Source organism: Patescibacteria group bacterium, assembly GCA_028717685.1.
In the GTDB taxonomy this organism is placed as follows: Bacteria; Patescibacteriota; JAQUNI01; order JAQUNI01; family JAQUNI01; genus JAQUNI01.
The window spans coordinates 199,076-224,762 of the sequence record JAQUNI010000001.1 but is presented as its reverse complement, the minus strand read 5'-3'; the positions used below and the strand labels follow the sequence as shown (position 1 = coordinate 224,762).

The window sequence follows — 25,687 nt, the reverse complement described above, 5'->3', positions numbered from 1 at the left end:
CTTACTTAGAAAATCTTGGGTAGTTTGAAAATAATCACTTGACCGTTATAGTGTTTGATTTGGGCGGAAGGAGGAATGGTAAGAGAAAAAGTAATTTTTACCTCTTCACTGGAATTAAGTGTAAAGTAGTTTTTTTCCACCTTAACGAGCGAGGCAACGCCGCCAAATTTCCAGACTATAATGTAACTTGGGGATTTTCCCGCACTTTTTAAAGTTACGTAGCGGGTCATACTACTGCCGCGGGAAAGATCGCCAAAATCCAATTTTTCCGCCGTGGGATTGACCCCGACCACATTTTCACCCTCCACGACATTGACAGTCATCTTATAATAGGAAGCGCTCAAAAGCTGGACAACAATAAAGACCGCGATAATTGCAATGATTACATAGCCAATAATGCGCCCGACCTTTATTTTTCTTTTGGGCTTTTCTGCCTTCTTTTCGGACATTAACTTTTGGACTGGATTTTCCGCTTCGTTTTCGGGGTTCTTTTCTTCCTCCGAATTATTTTCAAGCATAATTTTTTTAATGATTTCATTACTAATCCCTCCCCTCCGTCCGCCTTGCGCAGGAGCAGAGGGGAAACGATCAACAATGAAAGTTGTCTAAAGGGAATTAAAGGTTGTACCTGTGTTAGTTAATTGGCTATATTAGCTTAATCAATACCTGTCACTTCCAGCCAGAGATCACAGCCAAAGACTGCGTGTTCAAGTGCTGGATCGGCTTGGTACTCTGGGTCAATCTTATTGTCTTGGGCGCACATACCTTTAAAGCAGGGGGCATGGAGATCAATTAACCATTCATCCATAATGTCTCCGATCGCCGCGGATAATGTGCCGCCAGTTTGCCAGTCTTCTGTGTTTTTCATTGTCCATCCAGTCAGTGGGCCATGGAAGGCCGCAATCGCGACACCATCATTATTTTGCCCTTCGCCGCCATCATTCGTTGTTTCTGATTTAGAGAGATAAGGACAGAGCAAGGGCATCATCGTTGAACCTTCAGGGCAAGCAAAATCGCCATTTGTGTTATGAGTGACTTGGGGATGAATAGAAGAATTATTGTCGTCAACACACTTGGGCTTCTGGCGCAAGACGTAATCAACCGTACTGACCCGACCGCATTCAACCAAGCTGACATCGTCTAGGAACATTCCGTAGGTATGGTTTGCTCCAGTTCCTTGAAATTCAATTTTGGTTGTGCTGGCAGTTGCGACAAATTCAATGCTGTCTTCTTTCCAATTCGTATTGGCTCCGGGATTGTTTTCTGCGTATGGTTTAGTTATGCCATTTACTCTTACATCCATCATATTATCAGCGCTTGACTGGCCCGGACGGCCCGAATACCAATAGGTTAATGTGTATTTCGCGCCGACTGTGGTTGATATTTCTTGGGAAATGATTACCCGCGCGTCATTGGGCAAGCTGTTTGGCGCTTGACCCCAATCAGAGGCAAGCTCTGTCCATTGATTACCCTCATGAGAATTCCAACCATTAACACCTGCCTGGTATTCAATCAAAGCAGGAGCAGGGGCATCTCCAGGATTTACCCATGTAATATTCCAACCAGGGACTACAGGAAATGTCTCCCATTTGGCAGGGTTTGTAACTTCTGGAATTTCAAACCCGCCATTTTCAATAATGCTTGTCGTACTGCATTGGGCTTGCTCCATAAACGATTCGCTTAAGTTCACAGCCATGGTTTTGTTGAGCACTTCTTCTGGGAAGACTGTACCAAAATCGAGTTCTGTAATGGGTACATCCAACGCGTTCTCAATCTTGGCGGTAACATTGACGACATGCGCCTCAAAGGCGGACATCGCCACGACGCCGCCGACTATAGCGACCCCAGCAACTAAGCCTAGAATAATTTTTTTCATTTTTTAACACCTCCTTTCATAAATAATTTTTAAGAAATAAGCTTGCCTTTACCCTTTAAAATAAAAAGGGGGAGACTTATCCCTCCTTGTTAAAGTCTTTGTTGTTTACCTCTTTGATTTCAAAGAGGCTAGAAAGCAAACTTATTTTATTTAAAAAGTCCCTTGAATTAACAAAAGGACTTTCGACTGCGTTGTTTTTTTATCAATAAAATATAAACGAGCCCCCAGCTGAATTGATTTTTTTTGACTCGGTTTCCTTGCTCTTTCTGAAACATTATTTTTTATTTTTGAGGCTTAAACTAGGAAAGATATATCATTATATACTATCTTGATTAAAGGAGTCAAAAAGTTATCCACAGATGAAAGCGCAAAGTGCAAAGCGCAAAGTGTAAAGCTTTGAGCTTTAAGTTGCGGTTTTACGTTTTACACTTTTCGCCTTTCGCTTTATTAAAACACTCTCTTGTTTATTTAAAGGCGTTTTTTGTTTTAAGTTGTTCACAGTTTCTTTAAAAAAATAATAAAAAGCCTTCCGGAAGCTTTCTTCAAAATCAAGGGCTCCCTGAAGGCTGGAATAAGCTCATACTCTTTTGGGAGGGGTATTTACCTATCCGCTACCATTATATTCTTTTTTATTTCATGCTGTCAATATTTTTAATAATTAAAACACCCTCTTACTTATTTAAGGGTGTTTTTTTGTTTTTGTTTTACCTCGCCGAAGTCTATTAGACGAAGGCGGGTTTTACTATTGTTATTTTGAGGCTCCGACTTTAAAAACCCCAAGAATAACCAAGATTAAACCGCCAGGAGAAGACCGTTAATAAGGATAATCAGCAGGACAGAGCTGATGGTTTTACTGTTTTGTTTTTTGATATGCACAAGAATATTTACAAGCAGAAGAATCGCAATCGCGGCGCTAAAGACTATAATAAGATTGCGGCTAGTTTGATCCAGTGTGTTTAAGAAAAGCGTCCAGCTATTGTCGGAGTCTACCAGATGCAGGTCGCGCTCACTGCTGACATTTTGGGTAAAGTTTAATTTTGCTTTGGTAATATTGCCGGCGGCATCTTTTGCTTGAACCCAAACCCCGCCAGTGGATTGGTTAATGACTTCGCGATAGAGATGCGCCTCTTTTTCCTTGAGCATAACCTCGTTTTGACCGGCAGTGGCTTTGACTTCCACCGGTTCGCCAGTCACATAAGCGAAGACATCAAAGGTTTTAAGCGGATTAAGATAAGTAGGCAGGATATATGATTTTTCCATATCAATCACCGGCGGAGTTGTGTCAATGACCACCGCCACGCTTTTAGAGAAAGCGCTGCGGTTTCCTGCTTTATCTACCGCCATGGCGCGGAAAGAATGTTCGCCATCGGAAAAATCAGAGGCGGAAGCAAAATTAAAGCGGTTCTTTTTAGTAGCTTTGGTCTGGCCGATCTTTTCGTTCTTTTCATAGATTAAAACCGTGCTTTCCGCTTCGGCTTGTCCCGTGATGGTCACTTCTTTATTATTCGTCAGGTAGCGGGGAGCGGGAGTAAGAATGCGCGGGGGAGCGGGAGCCGTGCGGTCGGCACCAGCGGGAGTTTGAGGCGGAGCGGTCGGCGCGGGTATTTCTTTTTTCGGAGGCGGATAGGCAGGGACTTCTTGGGGAGTTGTGGATTCAACAGAGCCGAAATGCTGAACAATAATCGTGGTGAAATTGCCTTCAAAACTGCCGTAAATAATCGCGACGCCAATCTCTTTGTAATTAGGATTGATAATATTGTCGCGATGACCTTTAGAATTCATCCAGGCTTGATGCACGCCCGCGCTTGTTTCAAAACCGAGAGCCAAATTTTCTCCCGCATAGGTGTAGGGATAGCCCGCTTTCTCAAACCAATACCAAGGCTCCACGCCCTCGGGCGAGGTATGGGCAAAGTATTGTTTCGTCATCATATCTTCGGCTTTTCCCGCGGACGAGATATTTAATTTGGCATTCAGTTTAAGGGGAGCAAGGCCTACCTCGGCGCGGGATTGGTTCGCGAGGTCTACGATTTCTTTAATGCTCACTTGGGAGAGATAGGCGGTTTCCGGAAAAGCGAAAAACAAAAAACCGACGCTCGCCTTCAGTATGAAAATCACGGCGACATAAAAGGTAAGCGCCTTTTTACGCAGAGCGTAAGGTTGGTATTGATTGTTCTTGCGCGGCACGCACCATTTGAGAATGGTTTTGGTATTCATTTTATGTGTCCTACCCTTATTTTGGAGCAGGATATTTTTTGTTTTGATTTACTTCGCCGTAGTCGGCTTCAGGCGGGTCTCACCCTCCGACTTGTCCCCCGAAGCTTGTGAGCGAAGGGGGAAGCTTTAGCGGAGGCGGGTCTCACCGTTCTTTAGGATGTCTTTAGAATGTCGTTCGAACGACATCCCTAAAAAGCCGAAAAGCTCGCTTTAAACACGGGGCGAGCTCTTTGTACTTGATGGTTATATTATATCATATCTAAAGAAAAAAAGCAAGGATTTTTACCCTCTGATTAAGAGGGGGTGGGAGGTATTTATTATAAAAAAAGACCCAGCTTATTCCGTGGGTCAAGGCATTTGTTTTGTCAAATCACTAACATCTAATGCCGCAGCACTTATTCCATTTTTTCCTCATACATCTTGAATAGTTGTATCACATATTCTAGAGTGTAGAGGAACGAAGGGATAGTGTGTAGTATACTGTGTGGGTCAGGTAATCCCTTTGTATACATTAGCCGCAGTATTGCCAAGGTGCCATCTTTACCAATGCCATTCGGACCTTCCAGATAATGCCAGCCGAAACCACGGAGAACTCTTTTGCACTTAAATAGAAGGCCAGTGTACTTTTTTCGTTCCTCTTCTGACATAACTATCTTTGGGTCAGTGAGCTCTTCCAATTCCAGTTGTGACATAATCCTTCTCTTTGGTTTTTCCTGAGACATATTTTTCTCTCCTTTCAGTATTAGTGTAAAGATCTAAGGATATTCAGGGCACATTGATTTTAGAATATACAAAGATAAAAGTCAAGGAGCTCCATAATCCCCGAGCGAAGCGAGGGGATTATGGAGCCTGCCTGCCTGCCGGCAGGCCAGAATGCAGACCTATATTAGTGAAACTCGCATTATAAGAACCTGACACTAGAGGGGGTGGGAGCGGCACTCCCCCTTACCAAGGGGGAGGCAAGAGGGGGTCTTTCCCTTGATTCGGAAAGAAATTTGTGATAGATTATAAACATCATTATGTCCGCTCTAATTGAGACCCTAATCAGTCAAGGGCATTTGCGCACACCGCGGATCATTGAGGCATTTAGAAGAGTGCCTCGCTTTCGTTTTATCCCCAGGGAGGGTAGAAGCGCAGAGGATCTGCGCGAACAGTCGGAAATTAACGCCCCTTTGCCCATTGGTTTTGGTCAGACGATTTCCCAGCCCTTGACCGTCGCGATTATGCTGGAGATGCTCGCTCCGAAAAGGGGAGATAAGATTTTGGATGTGGGTTCAGGCTCTGGCTGGCAGACAGGGCTGCTCGCGCATATTGTTGGCGCCAAAGGGAAAGTTTACGCCCTAGAAGTAATTCCGGAATTAAAAGAGTTTGGCGAGAAAAATGTCAAAGCATTAGGTCTCCGCAATGTTCAATTTATTTTAGGCGATGGTTGGAAGGGGCATCCGGTAGCGGCACCTTATGGCCGCATTATTGTGGCGGCGGCGGCCGTCAATATTCCTAAAGCTTTAAAAGCGCAGTTAAAAGTGGGCGGGGTGATGGTCATTCCCGTGGGCTCGCCTTATGCTTGCACAATGACGCGATTGGAAAAGATAAGTGAAGATGATTTTGAAATTACCGAAGAGCCAGGGTTTTCGTTTGTGCCATTAGTAAAAGTGCAAAAGGCAAAGTGCAAAAGGCAAAACCACAGCTTAAAGCGTAAAAGTTATGGAAGTTAAACAACAACTTAAATATCGTGCATATTATTTTTCAATTCAGATTATTAAATTTGTTAGTAAATTACCTAGCCAAAATATTTTTCGGATAATTGCAGATCAACTTTTGAGATCAGCTACTTCAGTAGGAGCAAACATTATAGAAGCCCAGGCTGCGAGTTCTAAAAGGGATTTTACTAGATTTTATGAAATTGCCTTAAAGTCAGCAAACGAAACAAAGTATTGGTTAGGTTTACTAAGAGATGCGACTAAATTCCCAAAGGAAGAAATTAGTTTACTTCTAAAAGAAGTAGAGGAACTAGCAAAAATACTCGGAGCAAGCTTACTAACTCTTAAGGGAAGGAAATAATTTTGAACTTTGCGCTTTAGTTTTGCACTTTGCACTTTACCTTTTAACTTTATTTCTATGTTCTACGCCGTGATTATGGCGGGCGGAACGGGGACGCGCCTTTGGCCTGTAAGCCGCAAGGCTAAACCCAAACAATCCCAAGCCATTATTGGCAACCGCACGCTTTTACAAAAAACTTTCACCCGTCTAGCCAAAGCCGTGGATAAAAAACATATCCTCATTACCACGGGGCGGAAAAATTTTAAGGATATTAGAAAACAACTTCCTTCTCTTTCGCTTTCCAATTTTTCTTTGGAGCCGGAACGCAAAGATACAGCGGCAGCTCTAGGCCTCGCGGCAATGATTTTGGAAAAACGGGATCCGGAGGCAGTGATGTCTTGCGTCTACTCTGACCATTATATTCTGGATGAAGATGAATACCGCCGGGTGGCAAAATTGGCTGAACAGATTGTTGCGGAGAGGCCGGAATACACGGTGATTTTGGGCATGAATCCGGCTTATCCTGAAACCGGCTATGGCTATATTGAACGCAGCCGTCTTTTAAAAAAGCGAGGCAAGGACGCTGTTTATTATGTGAAACGTTTTGTGGAAAAACCGGATTTAAAAACCGCCCAACGCTATATCGCTTCAGGCCAATATTTATGGAATTCGGGGATGTTTTTTTGGAAAGCGAAGTCCTTGGTCGCGCTTTTTGAAAAATATCTTCCCGACACTTATAAAAAATTAAGGAAGATTCAGAAAGCCATTGGCACAAAGGAAGAAAAAAAAGTTTTAAACCAAGAGTACAGCAAGATTAAGCCCATCTCCGTGGACTATGGCATTGTGGAAAAAACCAAAAATATTTTAACCATTCCCGCTGAATTTGGCTGGTCTGATGTGGGGCAATGGCAGGCGGTCAAGGAAATTTTGACGCACGGCCAAGCCGAGAATTACATCAAGTGCCATCACGTTGGTTTGGATACGGACGGCAGTTTAATTTATGCGCCCGCTAAAAAATTAGTGGCTACTATCGGTATGCGCGATATGGTGGTTATTGACACGGAAGATATTTTGTTAATCTGTCCCAAGGATCGGTCGCAGGATGTAAAAAAGATTGTGGAGACATTGGAGAAGAATGGGCAGAAGAAGTATTTGTGATTATGAATATTTTCTATTCCTGATTCCTAATTCATTATTCCTGATTCCAATATATGAAGACAATATTTCGTTCCGTTATTTTTTTTACAATTCTATTTTTATTCGCCGCGCTGTCGGGTTTACTTTACATTGAATGGCAGATCCACAGATCTTTTAACGAGAGCGAGGGGACGCGGCAATTTGCGATTGCGGAAGGTCAGGGAGTAAAAGAGATTGCCGGCAATTTGCAAAAGGAAGGTTTTATTCGCGATGCTTGGTATTTTGAAGTCTATGTCTGGACAGAGAAGAGAGAGAAAGATTTTAAGGCGGGTGAGTTCAAATTGCCACCCAAGATTAATATCCCCGAAACTGTCCGCGTTTTGACTGGCAAACCAGAGCCCAAGGAGATAGATATTACAATTATTGAAGGTTGGGATCGGCAGGATATTGACCAGTATTTAGCGGGGTTAAAGCTTATTGAGCGAGACGATTTCATTGTCGCAACCCGCGGTTTTAAAGACAGCATCTTCGCTGATCGTTTTGAGGCACCTCCGGAATCTTCCCTGGAAGGTTTTTTGTTTCCCGATACTTATCGGGTTTACAAGGATCAAGCCGCGGTAGATCTTTTGAAAAAGATGTTGGCAAATTTTCAAAAGAAAGTTGGGTCTGATCTTTTGGTGGAGATAGAGAGGCAGGGAAAGAGTTTATATGATATTTTAATTATGGCGAGCATTGTGGAAAAAGAATCGGCTAACGAAGAGGAAATGCCGAAGATCGCGGGGGTATTTTATAACCGCCTTGAATTGGACCGTTCTTTGGAATCCGACGCCACGGTGAATTACGTGACCGGTAAAAAATCGCGCCAGCCTACTTTAGAGGATGTTCAAATGGATTCGCGCTACAATACTTATCGTTACAAGGGATTGCCGCCAGGTCCGATCTGCAACCCAGGTTTAGCCGCGATAAGAGCGGCGATTTACCCCGAAGAGACGGACTATTTGTATTTTCTGCATCCGGAAGGACAACCCGTTGTTTTTTCCAAAAACTTGCAGGAGCACAATTTAAATAAGCAAAAATATCTTCCGTAAATGAATCAGGAATCATGAATCAGGAATATAAAAATATTCATAATTCCTAATCCCCTTAAGGTTGACAGTTTATTCTGCCAGTGTATAATACATATGCTTCCCAAGACCACGAGTAGGGCGGTGTGAGCCGCTTGGTAAATCTCGTGTAGGCAAGAATCCACTTTTTTATATTTGAATAAAGCCTTGGGAAAAGGCTTTATTTTATTCTTCCTAATTCGTTATTCCTGATTCACTATTCCTAATTCATAATTCCAAATCCATGGCCAAAACCAGAAAACAAAAGGAAAAAGAAGTAGAATGGTTACGCGATATTTTCGGCAAAATGAAAACCGTTGTTTTTGCGGACTTTACAAACCTTAAAGTTTCTGAAATCCAAGATCTGCGCCGTTGTCTAAAAAAAGAGAATGCTGTTCTGAAAGTTATGAAAAAAAAGCTTTTCGGAATCGCCATTGGACAGGACAAAAACCTGAAGGTTTTAAAGGAAGAAGTGAAGGTAGAGGGGCCGCTTTCTCTGGCATTTGGTTTAGAAGATGAGATCGCGCCTGCCCGCGTTTTAGTTAATTTTAAAAAAGCGCATAAGGATTTGAAAATTTTAGGCGGTATTTTAGATAAACGTTTCCTGGCGGACACAGAAATTTTAAGTTTAGCTGGACTTCCGGGTCGCGATGAGATGCGTGCCAGGGTTGTTGGCGCGATCGCCGCTCCGGTTTCTGGTTTTGTTAATGTTTTGGCGGGCAACTTGCGTAATTTAATTTATATTTTAAAAAATATTAGCGAAAAAGGCGCAGAATAATAATTCATCAAGATTTTGATAATTCGTATTCTCCCTTTTATACAAAATTTATGGCCGAGGAAACAAAAGAAGAAATCAAGGAAGAAAAAAAGGTTAAAGTTCCAGAGAAGTTCAAAAAAATTGTGGAAGAAATAGGAAAGATGACCGTATTGGACCTATCGGAGTTGGTTAGGGTTTTCGAAGAAAAATTTGGCGTTTCTGCGAGCGCCCCTATGGCTATGTCTGCCGCTGGCGCCCCTGCTGGGGGCGGTGAGGCCGCGGGCGTTGCTGAAGAAAAGACAGAGTGGGATGTGGAACTGACCGCCCCTGGCGATGCCAAAATCGCGGTGATCAAACTCGTCCGCGAAATCACCGGGCAGGGACTAAAAGAAGCGAAGGATATTGTGGATAGCTCCCCTAAAGTGATTAAAGCCAAGATGGGTAAGGCTGAAGCCGAAGAGCTTAAGAAGAAACTAGAAGAGGCGGGAGCGACGGTAACATTGAAATAAATAGAGATTTAAAAATCACCTCCAGAGTATGAGGTGATTTTTTATTCTAAGTTTGGTATAATTAGAATAGTTAATTATTTTCTATGTTTTTTCACCCCCTCCGTTTAATTAAAAGAATAATCTACGCGGTTTTGTTTTTAGCCGTAGTTTTTGGAGTGATCAATTATCAGGCTTTGATGAAGCAGGCGGAATATTATTTTTATTCTAAATATCCCAAGGCGGAAGTAATCCGGACTATTTTAGAGAAGCCCTCTCGCGAGGAGGGGATTCCAGCGGAAACTCGGCTCATCATCCCTAAGATTAATGTGAATGTGCCAGTCGTTGAGGTGGAAAATAGCCAAGAGAGCACGATTCAAAAGGGTCTGGAGAACGGCGTCGTCCATTATCCCGGGACGGCAAATTCAGGGGAGGTAGGGAATTATTTTATCCTTGGCCATTCATCAGATTATATTTGGCGCAAAGGAGATTATAAAGATATTTTCGCTCTCTTGGGTAAATTAGAAATAAATGACGAAATCAAAGTATATTATCAAGGTAAAGAATATTTATATAGAGTCATTGATAAAATAATTGTTTCCGAAAATGAAGTGCAGGTGTTAGCATCCACTCCCGAGCCCACCATTTCCCTAATGACTTGTTGGCCGGTTGGAACGCCACTTAAGAGACTTGTTGTTAAAGGAAGGTTGGTGGAATAAAACTAAACTAAACAAAAACAGCGTTAAGAGGCTGTTTTTATAATTTTTATTTTTTGATTTTTAATTTTTAACGAATTTTTGTTTCTTTCAGCCCTAGGCTGATCCGCCTTGGGCAGAAATTTTTATTGACATCACAAATAAAACAATAATTCAATAAAAATTAGTTAAAAAATAAGGAATAAAAATTAAAAATTCACCTGTTTTCTATCTGATAGACGCTTTTGCCCGCCAGAACATAAATTATTTTTTCATCCGGTGCTACCCAAATATCTTTAAGGTCGTTAAACTTGTCCGAGGTAAATTGGCGGAGCACTTCGCTCGTGTTTTTTCCCAAAACAATAATGCGCCGCGTGGGGGGGTCAACAAGATAGAGATTTTTGTCATTTAATCGCGTGAAAATTTTCGTGGGTTTTTCCAGAGCGGGCTGGATTGCGGCTTTATTGAAATTCACTTGTTTTCCCGCGCGAAATTTCAAGATTTCACCATTAAGGGTCAAGACATAGGCATCGCCGTCAATTGCTAAAGAAGCGCCATTTTTAATATCGCCTTCAGAAAGCCATAAGCTTCCTTTGGATAAGCCCCCAATCGTGCGCGTGTATTTCACGATTTGGTTTTCACTAGGATTGAGGGTATAGATTTTGTTGGAATATTCAGCTAAATCCTGAATATTGTTGGGCTCTAAGGGGGATTCTGCGCTGATTGGTTCAATTTTAAAGGAATTAAAATCAAAAAGGGAAAATTTGTTATCGGCGTTGACAAAGAGGATATTTTTTCCTTGATCAATCTGGGAAGCGCGGACGAGGTAGCCTATATCATTAAAACTGGGCGAGAGTTGGACTGCTTCTTTCTTTTGCGGGTCAAGGCGGAGGATGATATTGTTAGGGTTGCAGAGAGCGTAGAGACCGTTCTCCAAGCCAATTAAGTCTAATGGATTGAAATCAGAGTTAATTTGGTCAACATTAAATATAAGCGCTGGTTCTGTGATGCGGGTGATATTATCCATCTTGTCAAATTGCTCTACAATTGCGTTTTTTAAACTCTCTGCCTCTTCGCGATGCGTGGACGAACCCAAAATTTGACCCGTAAGGCTGTCCGCTTCTTCTAGAAGTTCCCTTGCTTGCTTTTCGTCTTTGTAAACCATCGCGTCTAACGCCGCTTTTCTTTTGCCCTCGGCCTCTTGGAGAATTGTTTCCTCGCCTTGCGCGGCTTGGGGCTTTGGGGAATGATATTTTTTAAGGAAGATGATGCCGGAAGCAAGGAATAATAGCGCGACGATCAGGCTGGAAAGAATTATTTTGCTTCGCAGAGGAACAGCTTGCAGGCGGAGAGAAATCGGTTTGATCAATCCCGGAATGTATTTTACAAAGGATAATTTGGTGGTTATTCCCTGATTAGTTTGAATGGGGGTGACGCTTGGAGTTTTTATCTTTTTGCGCGCCAAGAAACCCTTTACTTTCCTGAAGAGGGGCAGGAGTTTTTTCCAAAGGACGGGAAACAGTGAAAATATTTTCTTAAGGAGAAGAAGGAGAGGAAAAAGGATGAACCGCCATAGAGATTGGAGTATTTTAATGGCATATTTAAAGAAAGATCGCCTTCCTTGTTTTAAAATCAAGAGGGAGCTTTTGAGAGTGTGAAAGAGGGAAAAAGGAAACTTACCCCTTCTTTTTGCTTCCAGCCTTTTATCCACCGCTTGCAGGAAATCAGTTTGAGTTTCCGCTTCCTCTGTTGCCATCTCCACTGCTTCAGGGAAATCCTCAAGCCTGCCGATTTTTTCTAAAGCGGATAATTGTCCTTCTTCTTGTTTGAAAGATTTTTTAGACTGGATTCGTTTTAGGGAGACAAGGATTGTCCCCACCATTTCCGTCTCAATCTGCTCCTTGAGCAATTCTTCCAGATAATTTTTTGCTTCTTTTAAGGTGCCGCGGCAGAGGATTTGGATGAGTTTTGCCGGAGAGAAGAAATCAAATAAAGTGGCAGTGGAAAGAATAAGGTGATCATTAGATTCCAAAAGACCGAAGGTTAAACCCTTGAAAGTTTTAAGGGGTTGACCTTCTTTTTCCTCTTCTCGTCCTTCCGTAATAAAACTAGCCTCGCCATCGCGGACCAAAAGAGACAAGGCTTTTCCTGTTTGGGTTAAAATTAGCTTTTTGTTTTGGAGACAAGCGATGATTGCGTCCAACTTGCCCACCCAAGCCACTTTGCCTAAAGAGGCTAACTCTTTCAGAATCTCATTAATTTTCACCAAACTAGCTTCTAAATTTTCTTCGGGATTTTTTTCCGCGTCGCGGTAAAATTCATTTTTTACAATTTCCACGATTCCTTGGGCGATCTCCCGATTATCTCTGTTGTCTTCCTCAATTTTGACAAGAATAAGAAGCTCTCCTAAGTTTTCTTTCCCTCTTTCAGGTTCAAAAATAAAAACATTACACAAGCCTTCGCGCACCTTAGGATTAGAAATTAGCAGTTTGGTGTTTTGAATTTCTAACCTTGAGCGTTGGAACATAAGATATACACAAAGTATTTACTTATATTATAATATTTATGAGATAAAAATGCAAAGAGATAGGGATTGAAAATTTCTAATTTTTGTAATTTATAACTTGAAACTTGCCTGCCTGGCGGCAGACATGTAACACAAGACCTTGAGTTATATGTTATAGGTTACAAGTTACAAAAACTTTAACCGTTGGTTATTATATTTAATGTCAGGTTAGACTAACTATATCAAATTTGAATTGGCGGCTTTGCATTCTGATTTTTGTTATGCTATATTAAAAATGAACAACTAACTTGTTCAAAGCAACTCTATGCTGGAACAATTATTTTCTTCCAAGGTAAGGGTGAAGCTGTTGGCGCTTTTTCTGGCGGGTAAGCCCCAATCTTATTATGTGCGGGAATTAACCCGCCGTTTAGATGAAAAGATTAACTCAGTGCGGATTGAGCTGGCGAATCTGGAAACATTAGGGCTTCTTACGAGCCGTCTTGAAGACGGCAAGAAGTATTATTACCCGAACGATCAGTTCAAACTGTATCCGGAATTAAAGCGTCTGATTTTCAAGGCGGGATTGGAGGGGAGTAAATTGGCTCGGGACATTGAGCAGTTGGCGGGGATCAAGTTTGCCTGTCTCTCGGGTAAATTCATCGGTTTAGATGATTCGCCGGTGGATTTGTTTGTTGTGGGCAGGATCAATAAAAAAGCGCTCGTGCGTATCGTGAGGAAATTAGAAGAGGGATTAGGCGAGGAGTTAAATTATACGGTAGTGTCGCTCGCTGAATTTTTGTATCGTCAGGAAATGCATGACCGTTTTGTGGATACAATTTTTAAGAGTGATTATTTAAAATTAGTGGACAAAATCGGCAGCCACAAACCAGCGGAATTGGATTGGGGAAGAATATAAAATTAAAAATTAAAAGTTCAAAATTGAAAATTGCAATTCAAAATTCAAAATTAAGAAATTGAAGAATTTTAAATTTTGCGTTATAATTTTACATTTTTCATTTTAAATTTTTAATTTGTTATGATTTCCCTCCAGAATGTTTCTAAAATCTACAAGATGGGCGGAGAAAATATTTTTGCCTTGGATGGCATTAATTTGAATATCAGCCGAGGTGAATTTTTGGCGATCACGGGTCCCTCAGGTTCGGGAAAGTCCACTCTTTTGCACGTGATCGGCGGTTTGGATCGTCCGAATCAGGGCGATATTTTTGTAGACCAGCTTTGCTTGACTAGTCTGTCGGACCAAGCTATTTCTGTTTACCGCAATCAAAAAATCGGCTTTATCTTCCAGATGTTTAATTTAGACTCCTCGCAAACCGCCGTGGAAAATGTCGCTTTGCCTTTATTATTCGCCAATGTTCCCAAGAGGAAAAGAAATAAAATCGCTGCTAGCTTGCTCACTTGGCTCGGGTTAGGCGATCGGCTTGAACATAAGGGCAGTGAACTTTCAGGAGGTCAGCGCCAGCGGGTAGCAATCGCGCGCGCGCTTGTGACGCGGCCAGAGATTATTTTGGCGGATGAGCCGACAGGAAATCTGGATTCGCAGGCAAGCCAGCAGATTTTAGAGATTTTATCTTATATTAATCAGCACCTGGGCGTCACCGTGCTTTTAGTGACCCATGATTCGGAAGCGGCGGGAATCGCGCCTCGGGTTTTAAGGATGCAGGATGGGAGAATAGTATAAATGTAAAATTCAAAGTGTAAAATGAAAAATTACAATTTAAAATCTAAAAAGATTTAAATTTTTATGAAGCTTTCTTCAGCAATATTATTTTCTTTTAAAAATCTGCGCCGCCGCAAGTTGCGCACGGTTTTAACAACCTTCGCGATTCTTATTGGCACGACTTTAATTAGCTCTATGGTTTCTTTGGGCGTGGGTTTGCAGCAGATCGTCGTTAAAGGCCTGAAAGACACAGGAGAATTAACGGACATTAATGTTTATCAAAAAGAGGATGGGAATCGGCTTCTGGACTCCGAAACAATCAGCAAGCTGGAAAGCCTGCCTGATGTCGCGCGGGTGGATCCGATGGTTACTTTGATGGCTGATGAGGTATCCTTGAGCGGTTTTGAAAAAAACGTAGGCAAGACCTTAGTTACTGCCGTGCCGTCAGGGGCGACGGATGTTTTTAAATTGATCGCTGGTAGTCCCGCTTCAAGCTTGGCAGGGGAAAGCGCTGTCATAGGAGAGAATTTTTTGAAAGAGTTTTCCAGCGATTACCCGGAGAGATTTTTAGGTAAATCTTTAAATCTGACCTTCGGTCAAAAGAATTTAGTTTTAAAAATTGTCGGCGTGGCTCGGGGAGAGAATATCTTGGGCTATGGGGTTTTTATCCCTTTGACCCAGGCGAGCGAGATTAAAAAGATGGTAACTTATGATAGTCTGCGGGTGAAGGCAAATTCCGTGCAAAAGGTCGCGGGGATTAGCAAAGAAATTAAGGGGATGGGGCTGGAAGCAGTCGCTTTAGATGATTTAGTTGACCGCGTGACCAAATATTTCAGGATTTTAGAACTTGCTCTCGGAAGCGTGGGGATTATCATCTTGGGCGTCGCTTCCCTCGGGATTATCAATACGATGATTATGGCTACCCTAGAGCGCACTCGTGAGATTGGGGTGATGCGCGCGGTCGGCGCGTCGCGGCGGGACATTTTAAAAATTTTCAGTTTGGAAGCTTCCGCGATTGGTTTTATCGGCGGTTTTTTTGGCGTGCTCTGTGGCTGGGGCATTACTTTAATTTTAAGTTCTCTGCTCAATAATTACATTGCCGCGCAAAACATTGTCCAAACTCAAGTTGATTTATTCGCTCTGCCTTGGTGGCTTATAGGCAGTATTATTGTTTTTGCCACGCTTGTGGGTCTATTGTCCGGTCTTTATCCTGCGTTTCGGGCAAGCAGGATGGATCCCGTGGAAGCGTTGAGGGGAGAATAGGGAATCATGAATCAGGAATTATGAATTATGAATAATGAATTAAAGAAAATTAAGTCATTCACGGATTTAGATGCTTGGAAAGAAGGGCACAAGTTAGTTTTAATGGTTTACGAAATTACCAAAAAATTTCCCAAAGAAGAGATGTTTGGTTTAGTGAGCCAAATGCGTCGTTGTGTAGTTTCAATCACTTCTAATATTGCCGAAGGTTTCAGCCGTCAGACCTATAAAGATAAAATTTGTTTTTATTCTAGAGCGCAGGGATCGGTTACTGAATTGCAGAATTAATTGATTATCGCTCGTGATGTCCGATATATTGTAAAGGAGGACTTTTTAAAAATTGCCGAACAAACAATAAAAGTGCACAAAATCATCAATGGTTTAATTAAGACATCTAAATTAAAAATTCTCTAATTCCTAATTCCTGATTCATTATTCACGATTCAAATTCGGCTTATCTAAGCCATTTTTTGTTATAAAAGAGAATATACTCTTGACAAAAATATGCGATTATGATATAATACCACTTCAAACAAAATATCAAAAAAGTTATTTTCAAGTCCAGTTGGGGCAGGGAAAATTTATATATATGTTCATTCAAATTAATTCTTGCTCCAACAAGATTTGGAAAGTAACTTTTCTAGGGATTAGAAAACACCTAGGCAAAACCAGCTCACCAATCTTCTAAATTTCAGATTTTTGTGATGTGGGATTTAGAAGGTTCAGAAAATTCCTCCCCTTTGGATGGGGATCCAAGACAAGATTTCTGAATCCGCAAACGGTGAAGACCAACGAGGATCGTAGATGATTTTTATTCAACTCTGTTTGATCTTCACCGCTCTTGCTTCTCTGCCTAAGCAAAGAATTATTGATAGTCTTAGAATAATGGATAATCCAAACATCTCCCCAGACAAGGGGAGACAAAGAGGGGTTTAACCCCCTATCAGGAAAAAAGAGCTTTATTTGAGCCAAAATCGGGTGAAACCCTTGACAAAAATATTAAAGTATGCTATGATAATAGTCCTAAAACAAAATAAGAAAAATGCTAATTTACAATTTTATATATATAAGTAAAAGCCCGCCTATGCACTTTGTGCTTCGGAGGGCACAAGGAGAGAGAACCTTTTAATACTTATTCAGAATTTTGGCAAATAGCCCTTAGGTTTTCTACCTCGGGGCTATTTGTTTACTAATATTGGTTCAAGTCTCCTGACTTGAACCAACGTCGAAGAATCCTCAAGAGAATGATGTGGAGGAGAGAGTGCGAACGGATTATTTTTTGGCAGGATTACCTAGGGTAATATTCATATTAATTATTCACCCTAAGACAGCTGCCGTTTCCGAAATAATCCCATTCAAAATCTCATCTGCATCGTCTTCTTGAGAAACGTTTGAACTTTAATATTTTACTGCCAAAAACGAGGAGGTGAATTAAGTGGTAAACTTTGATGATGAGGATAATGACCTCGACCCTGAAGCGGGAGACGAGGATACAGATGATAACGAAGATGAAGATGAAGACGAAGACGGTGATGCGCATAGTTTCGTTATGGCTCTCTTGGGGGGTCAAATACTAGACCCCGGTAACTTTGGGAGAGATGCCGTGTGGCATCAGGCAGGCTTGCGCTAAGCTAAACTTTCGGACCAGAGAAATACTGGTCCTCACTTCCAAGTTTCTTTCCAAATGTTATTGCAAGGAAGGGAGAAAGAGACTTAGAAGTATGAATTCTTTCTCGTTAATAAGAAGACGATCTATGCTACGTTGGGTGCAGTTTAGTTATGAACCACATTGGGTTCATAGTAAATAGAACGATGTAGAGGAGAGGGCCAAAATATTTATTACGCCTGTTTCTCGTCTACATCGTCCTAGTTAAGAGTTTCTCCCCTGATAAGGGGAGATAAAAGAGGGGTTGTGTGTTCTTTAAAACCAAATATTATTTCCAAGCAACCAAAGTGCGGCGAAAAAAGATTCCTCCCCTGACAAGGGGAGGTGCAGGAGGGGTTATAACCCCCTTCTTATTCCCCCTTGTCAGGGGGAAAGTCTTTGCCCCACCTTGGTCGCTTGGAGCGATTAATATTTGCCCTTAATTTTATCTTTCCGTCCCTGCCAGAAAGAGGGTAATGGCCTGATTTGAAGGTATGGCTTTTCACGGGGTGGAAGAAAGAAAAGGTTTAAGGTTTTTGAAAGGTCAGAAATGACCGAGGAGAAAAGAAATGATTGTTGGGATTTATTCACATTATGTCGAGGACGCTCTTAACCCGTCATCAAAAACTATACATTCTGATCATAGCTGGGAGGAATGTAAAAGTTATCTTATTGAGCAGACTGTCGACAAGGATTCGTATGAGTTCAATGCATTCCATGCCGCCCCACATGCTACTGATATGGGGAAATTGTGGTATTCGCCCGACAAGGGCAAGCTAGTGCTTAGATATAGGGTGTATCTCTATAGTATATCAACTCCGTATTGGAGAGATAGGCATGATAACAACAGGATAGAAGTTTATTCCACGCCTGATGTACAAAAAGAGAAGATTGCCGAATTCTTAGACAAGGAATCGGATTATTCTTCCATGGCGTATAGGGAAAAATACTACAAGCTTGAGGATGGAGACATCGAAAAGCTCAAAGAGCTGAAGATATATATGGTTTCAACTTCAGACGGGCAATATGTCCATGAGGTAAACCCGGACGATCTTTCTAGGGTAAGAAGCGGTTGGGTCTATGAGCGGAGACCTGCCATCATTTTTGCCCAAGCGTAGGATAAAGTACCCGGACTGATGCACATTTTTTTCTTCGCGTCAGTCCTTCAACCAAGCTTTGGAAAAATTTCCAAGATTTAGTTGAGGTCTGTCAATAAAGTTTCGGTTGTTGAGTAGTAAAACTAACTGTAAGAGGAGGTGATTATTGTGGTGGCATGTTTGGCATTTTTATTTACTCTATATTTCGCCTATAAAGGCGGAGTGATAGAGAAAACAAGGCAGATAAATTTTTGGTGGTAAACCAAAATCTATCTGCAGGAGGAATGGATAAACGAAATGATCTGTATAATTCGTCTGTTTATCCATTCCTTCAATTTTTTTTGAGCAAGCTTGTTTGAGAATCAAATCAAGATTTCCAAGCAAGCTCATTTAACGGTTTGAAGGTGTGTTTAAAAAATCCTGGAATTTACCATTTATGGTTTCAAAAACGTAAATTATACGGAAACACCACCTCTCTTGCCGGAGCTAACATCTTGTCCTCACCAACCTGCGAATGGACTTTCTGTGTCCTTTTTGGACGCAGAAAAAATCTCTCTCCTCCCCTTCGCCTTTTTATTAAAAGGTGGGGGAATAGTCCTTTCGCAGATTGGTGAGGATTTTTTATTTGGAAAAATTTTTTGTTCGTTGGCTCCACAGCCTTCGTTCACACTCAGGACTATGGAGCCAACAATTATAAGATTGAACCCTCCCCTTTCAAAGGGGAGGTAAGGTGGGGTTCTGAAGCTCCCACCCCCTCCATCTCCCCCTCGGGCAGGGGGAGGGTTTTAAAAAACTGTGGATAAATTTTGAGATTATCTTATTTTTTCTTTTAAATAAGCCAAAAGGAAGAGTGGTTTGCAATGGTTGGCGGGAACATTAAAATGGTGTATAATAACTTTGTTGTGGGGAACTGTGGACAAAAGTGGGGAAAAGTCAGGTCAAAGGTGGATAAACCCACTTAAGAATAAAAATATAAAAATTTAACTAAATAGACTTTCATGCGAGGAGATTGCTTCGTCGTCCGCTTGAGGGCGGATTCCTCGCAATGACGAGAGTATATAGGGGGAGATCCGAAGTATTTTGCGCTCGCCAAAAAAGGAAAGCCAAAATATTTGGGGTCAGTTGTTTTATAATGTTTATCGGCGAATACAGTCATAGTTTAGATACTAAGGGTCGTTTGGCTGTCCCAGCAAAATTTCGGAAAAAGTTAGCAAGCGGAGCCGTGGTGACGCGAGGTCTTGATAATTGTCTCTTTTTGTACGGTCAAGAAGAATGGACGAAACTTGCCGAGAAGTTGGCGAGCCTCCCTATAAGCCAAGCAAAGTCGCGCGCGTTCAGCCGCCTGATGCTTGCCGGCGCGATGGACGTCAAAATGGATAAGCAGGGGCGGGTTCTGATCCCGGATTATTTGCGCCGCTACGCGCGGCTTGGGAAACAAGCCGTCATCGCCGGTCTGTATAACCGTTTGGAAATTTGGGACGCAGAGCTTTGGAATAAATACAAGGCAGTGACAGAGAAAGACTCAACCGAGATCGCGGAGGCGATGGGAGAATTAGGAGTATAATTTCTAATTTTCAATTTCTAATTTCTATTAAATTTTTTAATGAAATAATTTCTAAACCCTTAGATTTTACGGTAAGCAGATTATGAGAGTTTGATCTTTATTTGTTTAAAAATTAAGTAAATAGAAATTTAATGAAAATTGAAAATTAGAAATTAAAAATTGTCCTCAAGATGAATATAGTTCATACACCAGTTTTATTAGAGGAAGTAATTAAATATTTAAATCCAAAATCCAATCAAAACTTCATTGACTGCACCATAGGGGGAGCGGGCCACGCGCGAGCTATTTTAGAGCGCACTGGCCCGGAGGGAAAATTACTTGGTATTGATTGGAGCGCGGCGAGTATCAAAATCGCGCGCGAGAATCTAAAAGAATTTGGCGGGCGCGCCGTTTTGGTCCAGGGTAACTTTGCCGATTTAAAAAAAGTTGTAGAGGAGCATCATTTTAAAAATGCGCAAGGTGTGTTGCTGGATTTGGGTCTATCTTCTCTTGAACTTGAGTCTTCAGACCGTGGCTTTTCGTTTTTGAAAGATGAGCCATTAGATATGCGGCATGGCGAAGAGACGGGGATTACCGCCGCTTATATCGTGAATCATTATAATGAAGAAGATTTGGCGCGGATTTTGCGCGTATATGGAGAAGAGCGGAAAGCGCGCGAAATTGCCCGTCTGATTGTAGAAGCACGCAAAGCGCAGAAGATAGGAACAACACAAGATTTAGTTAAGATTATTTTGAAAGTGGCATCTTTTCAAAAAGGCAGGATTCATCCGGCAACCAAGATTTTTCAAGCCTTGAGAATCGCCGTGAATAATGAATTAGAAAATCTGCGCATAGTGCTGCCGCAGTCTTTAGAGATTTTAGAGCGGGGAGGAAGGTTCGTGATTATCTCTTTTCATTCTTTGGAGGATAGAATAGTGAAAAATTTTTTCCGCACCGAGAGCCGCGGCTGTCTTTGTCCGCCAGAAGTGCCGCAATGCATTTGTGGCCATTTGTCGCAAATCAAAATTTTAAATAAAAAACCAACTAAGCCAGAAATTAGAGAGATTAAACAAAATCCACGATCGCGAAGCGCACTTTTGCGCGTCGCGGAAAAAATTGTTGGCTAATCAAAGAAAAAGGGGGATTAGTCAAGATTTGAAAAATGGCGCGTTTTCTTACACTTTCCAAGAGCGGTGATATTCAAAGAGGAAAAAGAAAAAAAGCAATTAGGGGGAAGATCAAAATTGGGCCGGTTACTTTGTGTTTTGTGACGATTATTCTTTTGTGTCTAATCAGTCTTTTCTATCTCACTCAAGCCAATCAAATAGCTACGAAGGGCTATGAGATTAAAGATTTAGAAGATAGACTTGATAATTTGAAAGAAGAGAATCGTGAATTAGAATTACGCGCGGCAGAGTTGCAATCCGTGCGGAATGTGGAAGAGGGGGTTAAAAAATTAAATATGGTGCCGCTTCAGAAGGTTGTTTATATCTCTTCCGAAGGCACGGTTGTAGCTTTAATAAAAAATTAAAATGCAAAAATCCTGTCTGCCGCCAGGCAGGCAAAAATCAAAATGACCCGCCCGCCTCGCACTCCCGCGAAGCTTGTGAGCGGGCAGGCAGTTTAAAATGTTAAAATGAAAAGAATTTTTAAAATTTTACATTGTCTCGCTTCGCGAGATCTCGCGAAGCGATGATCATTTTACATTTTGATTTTTAAATTTTGATTTTATCTTGTATAAGCATAGAAACAAAAAGCATCACAAAAGACATGACATTCGCATAGATATTCTGCTTGCGGTCGTTTTTTTAATTACGGGTTTAATCATCTTCCGTCTTTTTGTGGTGCAAGTGGTAAATCACAGCTTTTACGCGGCTTTAGCGCAAGATCAACATCAAGTCGTGGCCAGTCTTACTCCGGAACGGGGCCAGATTTTTGTTCAAGACAAATATTCAGACGCCCTCTATCCTCTTGCTTCCAATCAAAAATTAAATTTGGTTTACACTATTCCTAAACAAATCAAAAATCCTGATGATTTTGCCAAAAAGCTCGCTCCTATTTTAGAAATGGATGAAAAGGTTATTCTGGAGCGTGTCTCTAAAGAAGACGATTTATATGAACCTTTAAAAAATAAAGTTACAGATGAAAAGGTAGAAGAGATCAAGAAGTTAGATTTAAAGGGCATTGGCTTCACCAGAGAGTCTTGGCGCATCTATCCAGAAGGTGGACTCGCGGCTCATATTTTGGGATTCGTCGGGTATGATGGCGACCAAAAAAAAGGCCGTTATGGCGTAGAAGGCTATTATGAGCAGAGGTTAGCGGGAAAATCTGGTCATTTAGAAGCCGAGAGGGATGTGGCTGGGCGGTGGATTTCTATTGGGAAAAAGGAAATTAAACCCGCGGTAAATGGTGATGATTTAATTCTCACTTTGGATCGCGCCATCCAGTATAAGGCGGAAGCCGAGTTAAAAAGTGCGACAGAGAAATGGGGCGCGGATTCCGCTTCTATTATCGTGATGAATCCTCAAGACGGGGAGATCTTGGCAATGACTAATTATCCGACATACGATAATAATAAATACGCGGAGGTTAAAGACATCAATGTTTTTAACAACGCGGCAATTTTTGAACATTATGAGCCAGGCTCGGCCTTTAAACCAATTTGTATGGCCGTCGCGCTGGATGAAGGCGTTGTCGCTCCGGACACAACCTATACTGATACGGGCGCGGCCAATATAGGCGGCTACACCATTCATAACTATGACAATAAAAGTTACGGCGTTCAAACAATGACTAATGTTTTGGAGAAATCCATTAACACGGGGATGGTGTTTGTGAACGAACATTTAGGAGCGGAGAGGCTGTATAATGGTCTTCTTAAACTTGGCTTTAATGAATTGAGCGGCATTGATTTGGACAGCGAGGCGAACACAGAACTAAGCAACCCCCAGCTTTGGCGGGAATCTAATTTGGCAACAATCGGCTATGGCCAAGGGATTGCCGTTACGCCTATTGAACTTGCCAACGCGACAGCGGCAATGGCGGGGAACGGGAATTTGGTTACCCCTCATATTGTTAAAGAGATTATTCATCATAATCCTGATGGCACCGAAACGCGGGAAAAGATTCCCGCTAAAATTGTGCGGCAAGCGTTAAAACCAGGGACCGCCGCCACTATTTCAGCAATGCTTGTCAGTTCCGTGGATAACGGTTATGCTAAGACCGGAAGAGTGCCTGGATATTATTTGGCAGGCAAAACGGGAACAGCGCAGGTGCCGTTGAAAAGTGAAAGGGGTTATGATTCTGAAAAAGTGATTACTTCTTTTATCGGTTATGGTCCGATTGAAGATCCTAAATTTTTAATTTTAGTGAAATTTGATAATCCAAAATCGGGACCGAATTTTCGGGCGGACGGCGTGAATACCGCGGCGCCGGTTTTCAAAGAGCTGGCGCAGTTTTTGGTAAACTACTATCAAATTCCTCCTTCGGAGTAGGAATGCTTAATTTTTGATTTTTATTTCTTAATTTTTAGCTGATTTTTATTGTTTTAATGTCTTATTGAATTATTTGACCCTGGCAATGCAATAAATCAATAAGCAAATAAATATTAGTTAAAAATTAAAAATTAAAAATTAAGAAATAAAAATTTAGAGTTATGAAAACTTTCCTTCAAAAAATTCTCGCTTTATCTGCTCGGAAAATCTTGAAAAAACACCGCCCCAAGATCGTGGCGGTGACTGGCAGCGTGGGAAAAACATCCACCAAAGACGCTATCTATACAGTCCTTGCCGCCGCCTTTCCTGGACGGGTACGCAAAAGCGCGGAGAATTATAATAATGAATTGGGAGTGCCATTCGCCATTATCGGCGTGAAAGCGCCCGCGAGGAACATCGGCGCTTGGCTTAATGTTTTGGGGCAGGCTTTGCGGCTCGTTTTAATCAAGACCAAAAAATATCCGGAAATTTTAGTTTTAGAAATGGCCGCGGATCGACCTGGAGATATTGGTTATTTGGTGAATATCGCGCGGCCTGACGTCGCCGTAGTTACTGCCGTTGGTCCTTCACATCTGGAATTTTTCGCGTCGCAAGAAGCGATTCGGGACGAGAAGGAAAAGTTAGTCAAGGGAGTCGCGGCTGATGGTCTTGTTGTTTTGAACCGAGATGATCCCCGCGTGGCGGAAATGAAGGGTCGGTCGCCGATTCTAAAATATGGCCTGTTAAAGGATGAGGAAAGTCCTTTGCGAGAAGAAATAGTGGCTTCAGATATTCGTGTCATCTCCAATCAAGGGGGGTTAGGCTTCAAATTAAACTACAAAGGCAATAGTGTGCCGGTGCATTTGCCAAAAGTTTTGGGTCGGCATCAGATTTATGCCGCGCTCGCCGCCGCCGCCGTTGGGATTTATTTTAAAATGAATTTGATTAAGATTTCGGAAAGCCTGAAACATTTTCAAGCGCCAGCAGGCAGAATGCGCATGCTCCCCGGGATCAAAAATAGTTTAATTATTGACGATACTTATAATGCCGCGCCTGTCTCTATGATCGCCGCTTTGCGCGCGTTAGCGGAAGTTGCGCCCGCCGGAAGGAGAAGAGTGGCAATTTTGGGCGATATGCTGGAGCTGGGGACAGAAACAGAAAGAGGTCACAGAGAGGTGGGGCGGGTTGCCCGTTCAATGGCTGACCTTTTAATCACGGTCGGCGACCGAGCGAATTTTGCTTCGGATGAAGCGCGGCGGGCTGGAATGACGGAAGAGAGAATCGTTGAATATAATTACACTGACGAGGTTTTGGAGGATATTGAGAATATTTTAAAACCTAATGATATTATTCTCGTAAAGGGTTCGCAGGCAATGCGGATGGAAAAGATTGTTAAAGACATAATGTTTGAACCCTTGCGCGCGCGGGAACTGCTCGTGAGGCAGAACGAAGAATGGTCTAGAAAATAATTTTTAATTTCTAATTTTTCTGGCTTCGCCAGATCTCGCATAGCGAGACAATTTCTATTAAATTTCCAATTACTTAATTTTTAAACTGTTTGCCCTGTTTAGAAATTTATCATTTCTAACGGGGTTTGAAAATTTATTCATTAAAAATTTAATGAAAATTAAAAATTGAGAATTGAAAATTTGAGAACAAAATTTGTAAATGTGCTCAAACTGAATTTGATAAAATTATCTTAATTTATAATGATTTCTATTTTTGCCGCTATCGTCTAGTGGTTAGGACACTGGGTTCTCAGCCCAGTAACCGGGGTTCAAATCCCCGTGGCGGTACGAGATTATAAATTCCAGATTTCAGATTCTAATATTAAGGAGGGTCTTTTGTTTTGAAAAAGAAAATATTTCTATTCTCATTCGTTCTTTTTTTCAATGAACTGCCGGCAATATGCGCGCGGTTAATCCTATCCAGCGTAAAATACGCTGGGTTGATTCTCTCTTTATATGTGGGCAGTTGGTGGATAAAGCATACTATTCGCAACACCTTGCGCCTTTATTCGGATAGAGCGGCGCATCATCGCCTCTATCAAACCTTTATTGTGCTTATGGTCGCGCTAGTGCTTTATTCGCCAGTGATCTATTTCTTGAGGAAATGGATTTTTTAAAAGAGCTTGGTATTCTTAGTTGCTCCGGAAGTGAGCGAAAATATATGACCATC

The 25,687-nt window shown here is 41.8% G+C and carries 25 protein-coding genes and 1 tRNA gene; 21 read left to right on the top strand and 5 right to left on the bottom strand.

The genetic code is table 11. The annotated features are described in order from the left end of the window. Positions 1-5: 5 nt before the first annotated feature. The 4 genes from PHW01_01155 to PHW01_01140 all read right to left on the bottom strand — a co-directional run bounded on the left by PHW01_01155 (position 6) and on the right by PHW01_01140 (position 4,812). A complete protein-coding gene (locus PHW01_01155; GenBank protein MDD5626612.1) occupies positions 6-518 on the bottom strand; it encodes a hypothetical protein in 513 nt (170 codons plus the stop codon). Between the two features lie 137 nt (positions 519-655). Further along, on the bottom strand, positions 656-1,816 hold the full coding sequence (locus PHW01_01150; protein ID MDD5626611.1) for a DUF642 domain-containing protein: 1,161 nt from the start codon (positions 1,814-1,816) through the stop codon (positions 656-658). 852 nt (positions 1,817-2,668) lie between these two features. After that, positions 2,669-4,090 (bottom strand): CAP domain-containing protein, encoded by a 1,422-nt coding sequence (locus PHW01_01145; GenBank protein MDD5626610.1) that lies wholly within the window; start codon positions 4,088-4,090, stop codon positions 2,669-2,671. A gap of 395 nt (positions 4,091-4,485) precedes the next feature. After that, on the bottom strand, positions 4,486-4,812 hold the full coding sequence (locus PHW01_01140; GenBank protein MDD5626609.1) for a hypothetical protein: 327 nt from the start codon (positions 4,810-4,812) through the stop codon (positions 4,486-4,488). Between the two features lie 297 nt (positions 4,813-5,109). On the opposite strand from PHW01_01140, the gene PHW01_01135 reads away from it, so the two are divergent. From PHW01_01135 to PHW01_01105, 7 genes are all read left to right on the top strand, one after another. Further along, entirely contained in the window at positions 5,110-5,805 is a 696-nt protein-coding gene (locus PHW01_01135) for a protein-L-isoaspartate(D-aspartate) O-methyltransferase (GenBank protein ID MDD5626608.1), read from the top strand. Continuing rightward, positions 5,795-6,151, top strand: coding sequence for a four helix bundle protein (locus tag PHW01_01130; protein MDD5626607.1), 357 nt, complete (start codon positions 5,795-5,797; stop codon positions 6,149-6,151). The genes PHW01_01135 and PHW01_01130 overlap by 11 nt, the downstream gene beginning before the upstream one ends. 57 nt (positions 6,152-6,208) lie before the next feature. Then, positions 6,209-7,288: a mannose-1-phosphate guanylyltransferase gene (locus tag PHW01_01125; GenBank protein ID MDD5626606.1), complete on the top strand. Its 1,080-nt coding sequence runs from the start codon at positions 6,209-6,211 to the stop codon at positions 7,286-7,288. A 53-nt stretch (positions 7,289-7,341) separates the two neighbouring features. Beyond that, a complete protein-coding gene (mltG, locus tag PHW01_01120; GenBank protein ID MDD5626605.1) occupies positions 7,342-8,355 on the top strand; it encodes an endolytic transglycosylase MltG in 1,014 nt (337 codons plus the stop codon). A gap of 259 nt (positions 8,356-8,614) precedes the next feature. Next, positions 8,615-9,148, top strand: coding sequence for a 50S ribosomal protein L10 (rplJ, locus tag PHW01_01115; protein MDD5626604.1), 534 nt, complete (start codon positions 8,615-8,617; stop codon positions 9,146-9,148). A 50-nt stretch (positions 9,149-9,198) separates the two neighbouring features. Further along, complete coding sequence (gene rplL / locus PHW01_01110; GenBank protein ID MDD5626603.1) at positions 9,199-9,636, top strand: 50S ribosomal protein L7/L12; 438 nt, start codon at positions 9,199-9,201, stop codon at positions 9,634-9,636. Positions 9,637-9,719: 83 nt separating this feature from the next. Continuing rightward, positions 9,720-10,331, top strand: coding sequence for a sortase (locus PHW01_01105; protein MDD5626602.1), 612 nt, complete (start codon positions 9,720-9,722; stop codon positions 10,329-10,331). Between the two features lie 193 nt (positions 10,332-10,524). Here the strand turns inward: PHW01_01105 and PHW01_01100 are convergent, their stop codons facing one another. Continuing rightward, the gene (locus PHW01_01100) at positions 10,525-12,834 is read right to left on the bottom strand and encodes a hypothetical protein (GenBank protein ID MDD5626601.1); all 2,310 of its coding nucleotides are present in this window, start codon (positions 12,832-12,834) and stop codon (positions 10,525-10,527) included. A 304-nt stretch (positions 12,835-13,138) separates the two neighbouring features. Here PHW01_01100 and PHW01_01095 point away from each other — a divergent pair, with 304 nt between their 5' ends. The 14 genes from PHW01_01095 (at position 13,139) to PHW01_01030 (ending at position 25,634) form a co-directional block, all read left to right on the top strand. Continuing rightward, the gene (locus PHW01_01095; GenBank protein ID MDD5626600.1) at positions 13,139-13,729 is read left to right on the top strand and encodes a hypothetical protein; all 591 of its coding nucleotides are present in this window, start codon (positions 13,139-13,141) and stop codon (positions 13,727-13,729) included. Between the two features lie 120 nt (positions 13,730-13,849). Continuing rightward, on the top strand, positions 13,850-14,512 hold the full coding sequence (locus PHW01_01090) for an ABC transporter ATP-binding protein (protein ID MDD5626599.1): 663 nt from the start codon (positions 13,850-13,852) through the stop codon (positions 14,510-14,512). Positions 14,513-14,575: 63 nt separating this feature from the next. Further along, positions 14,576-15,754, top strand: a complete 1,179-nt coding sequence (locus PHW01_01085) for an ABC transporter permease (GenBank protein MDD5626598.1) — start codon at positions 14,576-14,578, stop codon at positions 15,752-15,754. A gap of 27 nt (positions 15,755-15,781) precedes the next feature. After that, positions 15,782-16,039 carry a four helix bundle protein gene (locus PHW01_01080; GenBank protein ID MDD5626597.1) on the top strand — a complete coding sequence of 86 codons (258 nt, stop codon included), beginning with the start codon at positions 15,782-15,784 and terminating at the stop codon, positions 16,037-16,039. 516 nt (positions 16,040-16,555) lie between these two features. Beyond that, the gene (locus PHW01_01075; GenBank protein ID MDD5626596.1) at positions 16,556-16,687 is read left to right on the top strand and encodes a hypothetical protein; all 132 of its coding nucleotides are present in this window, start codon (positions 16,556-16,558) and stop codon (positions 16,685-16,687) included. 499 nt (positions 16,688-17,186) lie between these two features. After that, positions 17,187-17,381: a hypothetical protein gene (locus tag PHW01_01070; GenBank protein MDD5626595.1), complete on the top strand. Its 195-nt coding sequence runs from the start codon at positions 17,187-17,189 to the stop codon at positions 17,379-17,381. A gap of 584 nt (positions 17,382-17,965) precedes the next feature. Beyond that, on the top strand, positions 17,966-18,514 hold the full coding sequence (locus PHW01_01065; protein MDD5626594.1) for a hypothetical protein: 549 nt from the start codon (positions 17,966-17,968) through the stop codon (positions 18,512-18,514). A gap of 1,111 nt (positions 18,515-19,625) precedes the next feature. Beyond that, the gene (gene mraZ, locus PHW01_01060; protein ID MDD5626593.1) at positions 19,626-20,057 is read left to right on the top strand and encodes a division/cell wall cluster transcriptional repressor MraZ; all 432 of its coding nucleotides are present in this window, start codon (positions 19,626-19,628) and stop codon (positions 20,055-20,057) included. 170 nt (positions 20,058-20,227) lie between these two features. Continuing rightward, positions 20,228-21,163, top strand: coding sequence for a 16S rRNA (cytosine(1402)-N(4))-methyltransferase RsmH (gene rsmH, locus PHW01_01055; GenBank protein ID MDD5626592.1), 936 nt, complete (start codon positions 20,228-20,230; stop codon positions 21,161-21,163). A gap of 35 nt (positions 21,164-21,198) precedes the next feature. Next, positions 21,199-21,567: a hypothetical protein gene (locus PHW01_01050; GenBank protein MDD5626591.1), complete on the top strand. Its 369-nt coding sequence runs from the start codon at positions 21,199-21,201 to the stop codon at positions 21,565-21,567. 202 nt (positions 21,568-21,769) lie between these two features. Beyond that, positions 21,770-23,530, top strand: coding sequence for a penicillin-binding protein 2 (locus PHW01_01045; GenBank protein ID MDD5626590.1), 1,761 nt, complete (start codon positions 21,770-21,772; stop codon positions 23,528-23,530). A 161-nt stretch (positions 23,531-23,691) separates the two neighbouring features. Continuing rightward, positions 23,692-24,978 carry a UDP-N-acetylmuramoyl-tripeptide--D-alanyl-D-alanine ligase gene (locus tag PHW01_01040; protein ID MDD5626589.1) on the top strand — a complete coding sequence of 429 codons (1,287 nt, stop codon included), beginning with the start codon at positions 23,692-23,694 and terminating at the stop codon, positions 24,976-24,978. A 255-nt stretch (positions 24,979-25,233) separates the two neighbouring features. After that, positions 25,234-25,305, top strand: a tRNA-Glu gene (locus PHW01_01035). 53 nt (positions 25,306-25,358) lie between these two features. Further along, entirely contained in the window at positions 25,359-25,634 is a 276-nt protein-coding gene (locus tag PHW01_01030) for a hypothetical protein (GenBank protein MDD5626588.1), read from the top strand. Positions 25,635-25,687 lie beyond the last annotated feature (53 nt).

What these genes read in the sequence shown, in the direction of transcription:
- PHW01_01050 (MDD5626591.1), top strand. Translation starts at nt 21,199, where the DNA reads ATGGCGCGTTTTCTTACACTTTCCAAGAGCGGTGATATTCAAAGAGGA.
- PHW01_01085 (MDD5626598.1), top strand. Translation starts at nt 14,576, where the DNA reads ATGAAGCTTTCTTCAGCAATATTATTTTCTTTTAAAAATCTGCGCCGC.
- PHW01_01125 (MDD5626606.1), top strand. Translation starts at nt 6,209, where the DNA reads ATGTTCTACGCCGTGATTATGGCGGGCGGAACGGGGACGCGCCTTTGG.
- PHW01_01135 (MDD5626608.1), top strand. Translation starts at nt 5,110, where the DNA reads ATGTCCGCTCTAATTGAGACCCTAATCAGTCAAGGGCATTTGCGCACA.
- PHW01_01130 (MDD5626607.1), top strand. Translation starts at nt 5,795, where the DNA reads ATGGAAGTTAAACAACAACTTAAATATCGTGCATATTATTTTTCAATT.
- PHW01_01150 (MDD5626611.1), bottom strand. Translation starts at nt 1,816, where the DNA reads ATGTCCGCCTTTGAGGCGCATGTCGTCAATGTTACCGCCAAGATTGAG.
- mltG (MDD5626605.1), top strand. Translation starts at nt 7,342, where the DNA reads ATGAAGACAATATTTCGTTCCGTTATTTTTTTTACAATTCTATTTTTA.
- PHW01_01155 (MDD5626612.1), bottom strand. Translation starts at nt 518, where the DNA reads ATGCTTGAAAATAATTCGGAGGAAGAAAAGAACCCCGAAAACGAAGCG.
- PHW01_01140 (MDD5626609.1), bottom strand. Translation starts at nt 4,812, where the DNA reads ATGTCTCAGGAAAAACCAAAGAGAAGGATTATGTCACAACTGGAATTG.
- PHW01_01145 (MDD5626610.1), bottom strand. Translation starts at nt 4,090, where the DNA reads ATGAATACCAAAACCATTCTCAAATGGTGCGTGCCGCGCAAGAACAAT.
- rsmH (MDD5626592.1), top strand. Translation starts at nt 20,228, where the DNA reads ATGAATATAGTTCATACACCAGTTTTATTAGAGGAAGTAATTAAATAT.
- mraZ (MDD5626593.1), top strand. Translation starts at nt 19,626, where the DNA reads ATGTTTATCGGCGAATACAGTCATAGTTTAGATACTAAGGGTCGTTTG.
- PHW01_01095 (MDD5626600.1), top strand. Translation starts at nt 13,139, where the DNA reads ATGCTGGAACAATTATTTTCTTCCAAGGTAAGGGTGAAGCTGTTGGCG.
- PHW01_01075 (MDD5626596.1), top strand. Translation starts at nt 16,556, where the DNA reads ATGATTTTTATTCAACTCTGTTTGATCTTCACCGCTCTTGCTTCTCTG.
- PHW01_01100 (MDD5626601.1), bottom strand. Translation starts at nt 12,834, where the DNA reads ATGTTCCAACGCTCAAGGTTAGAAATTCAAAACACCAAACTGCTAATT.
- PHW01_01090 (MDD5626599.1), top strand. Translation starts at nt 13,850, where the DNA reads ATGATTTCCCTCCAGAATGTTTCTAAAATCTACAAGATGGGCGGAGAA.
- PHW01_01080 (MDD5626597.1), top strand. Translation starts at nt 15,782, where the DNA reads ATGAATAATGAATTAAAGAAAATTAAGTCATTCACGGATTTAGATGCT.
- PHW01_01040 (MDD5626589.1), top strand. Translation starts at nt 23,692, where the DNA reads ATGAAAACTTTCCTTCAAAAAATTCTCGCTTTATCTGCTCGGAAAATC.
- rplL (MDD5626603.1), top strand. Translation starts at nt 9,199, where the DNA reads ATGGCCGAGGAAACAAAAGAAGAAATCAAGGAAGAAAAAAAGGTTAAA.
- rplJ (MDD5626604.1), top strand. Translation starts at nt 8,615, where the DNA reads ATGGCCAAAACCAGAAAACAAAAGGAAAAAGAAGTAGAATGGTTACGC.
- PHW01_01065 (MDD5626594.1), top strand. Translation starts at nt 17,966, where the DNA reads ATGATTGTTGGGATTTATTCACATTATGTCGAGGACGCTCTTAACCCG.
- PHW01_01105 (MDD5626602.1), top strand. Translation starts at nt 9,720, where the DNA reads ATGTTTTTTCACCCCCTCCGTTTAATTAAAAGAATAATCTACGCGGTT.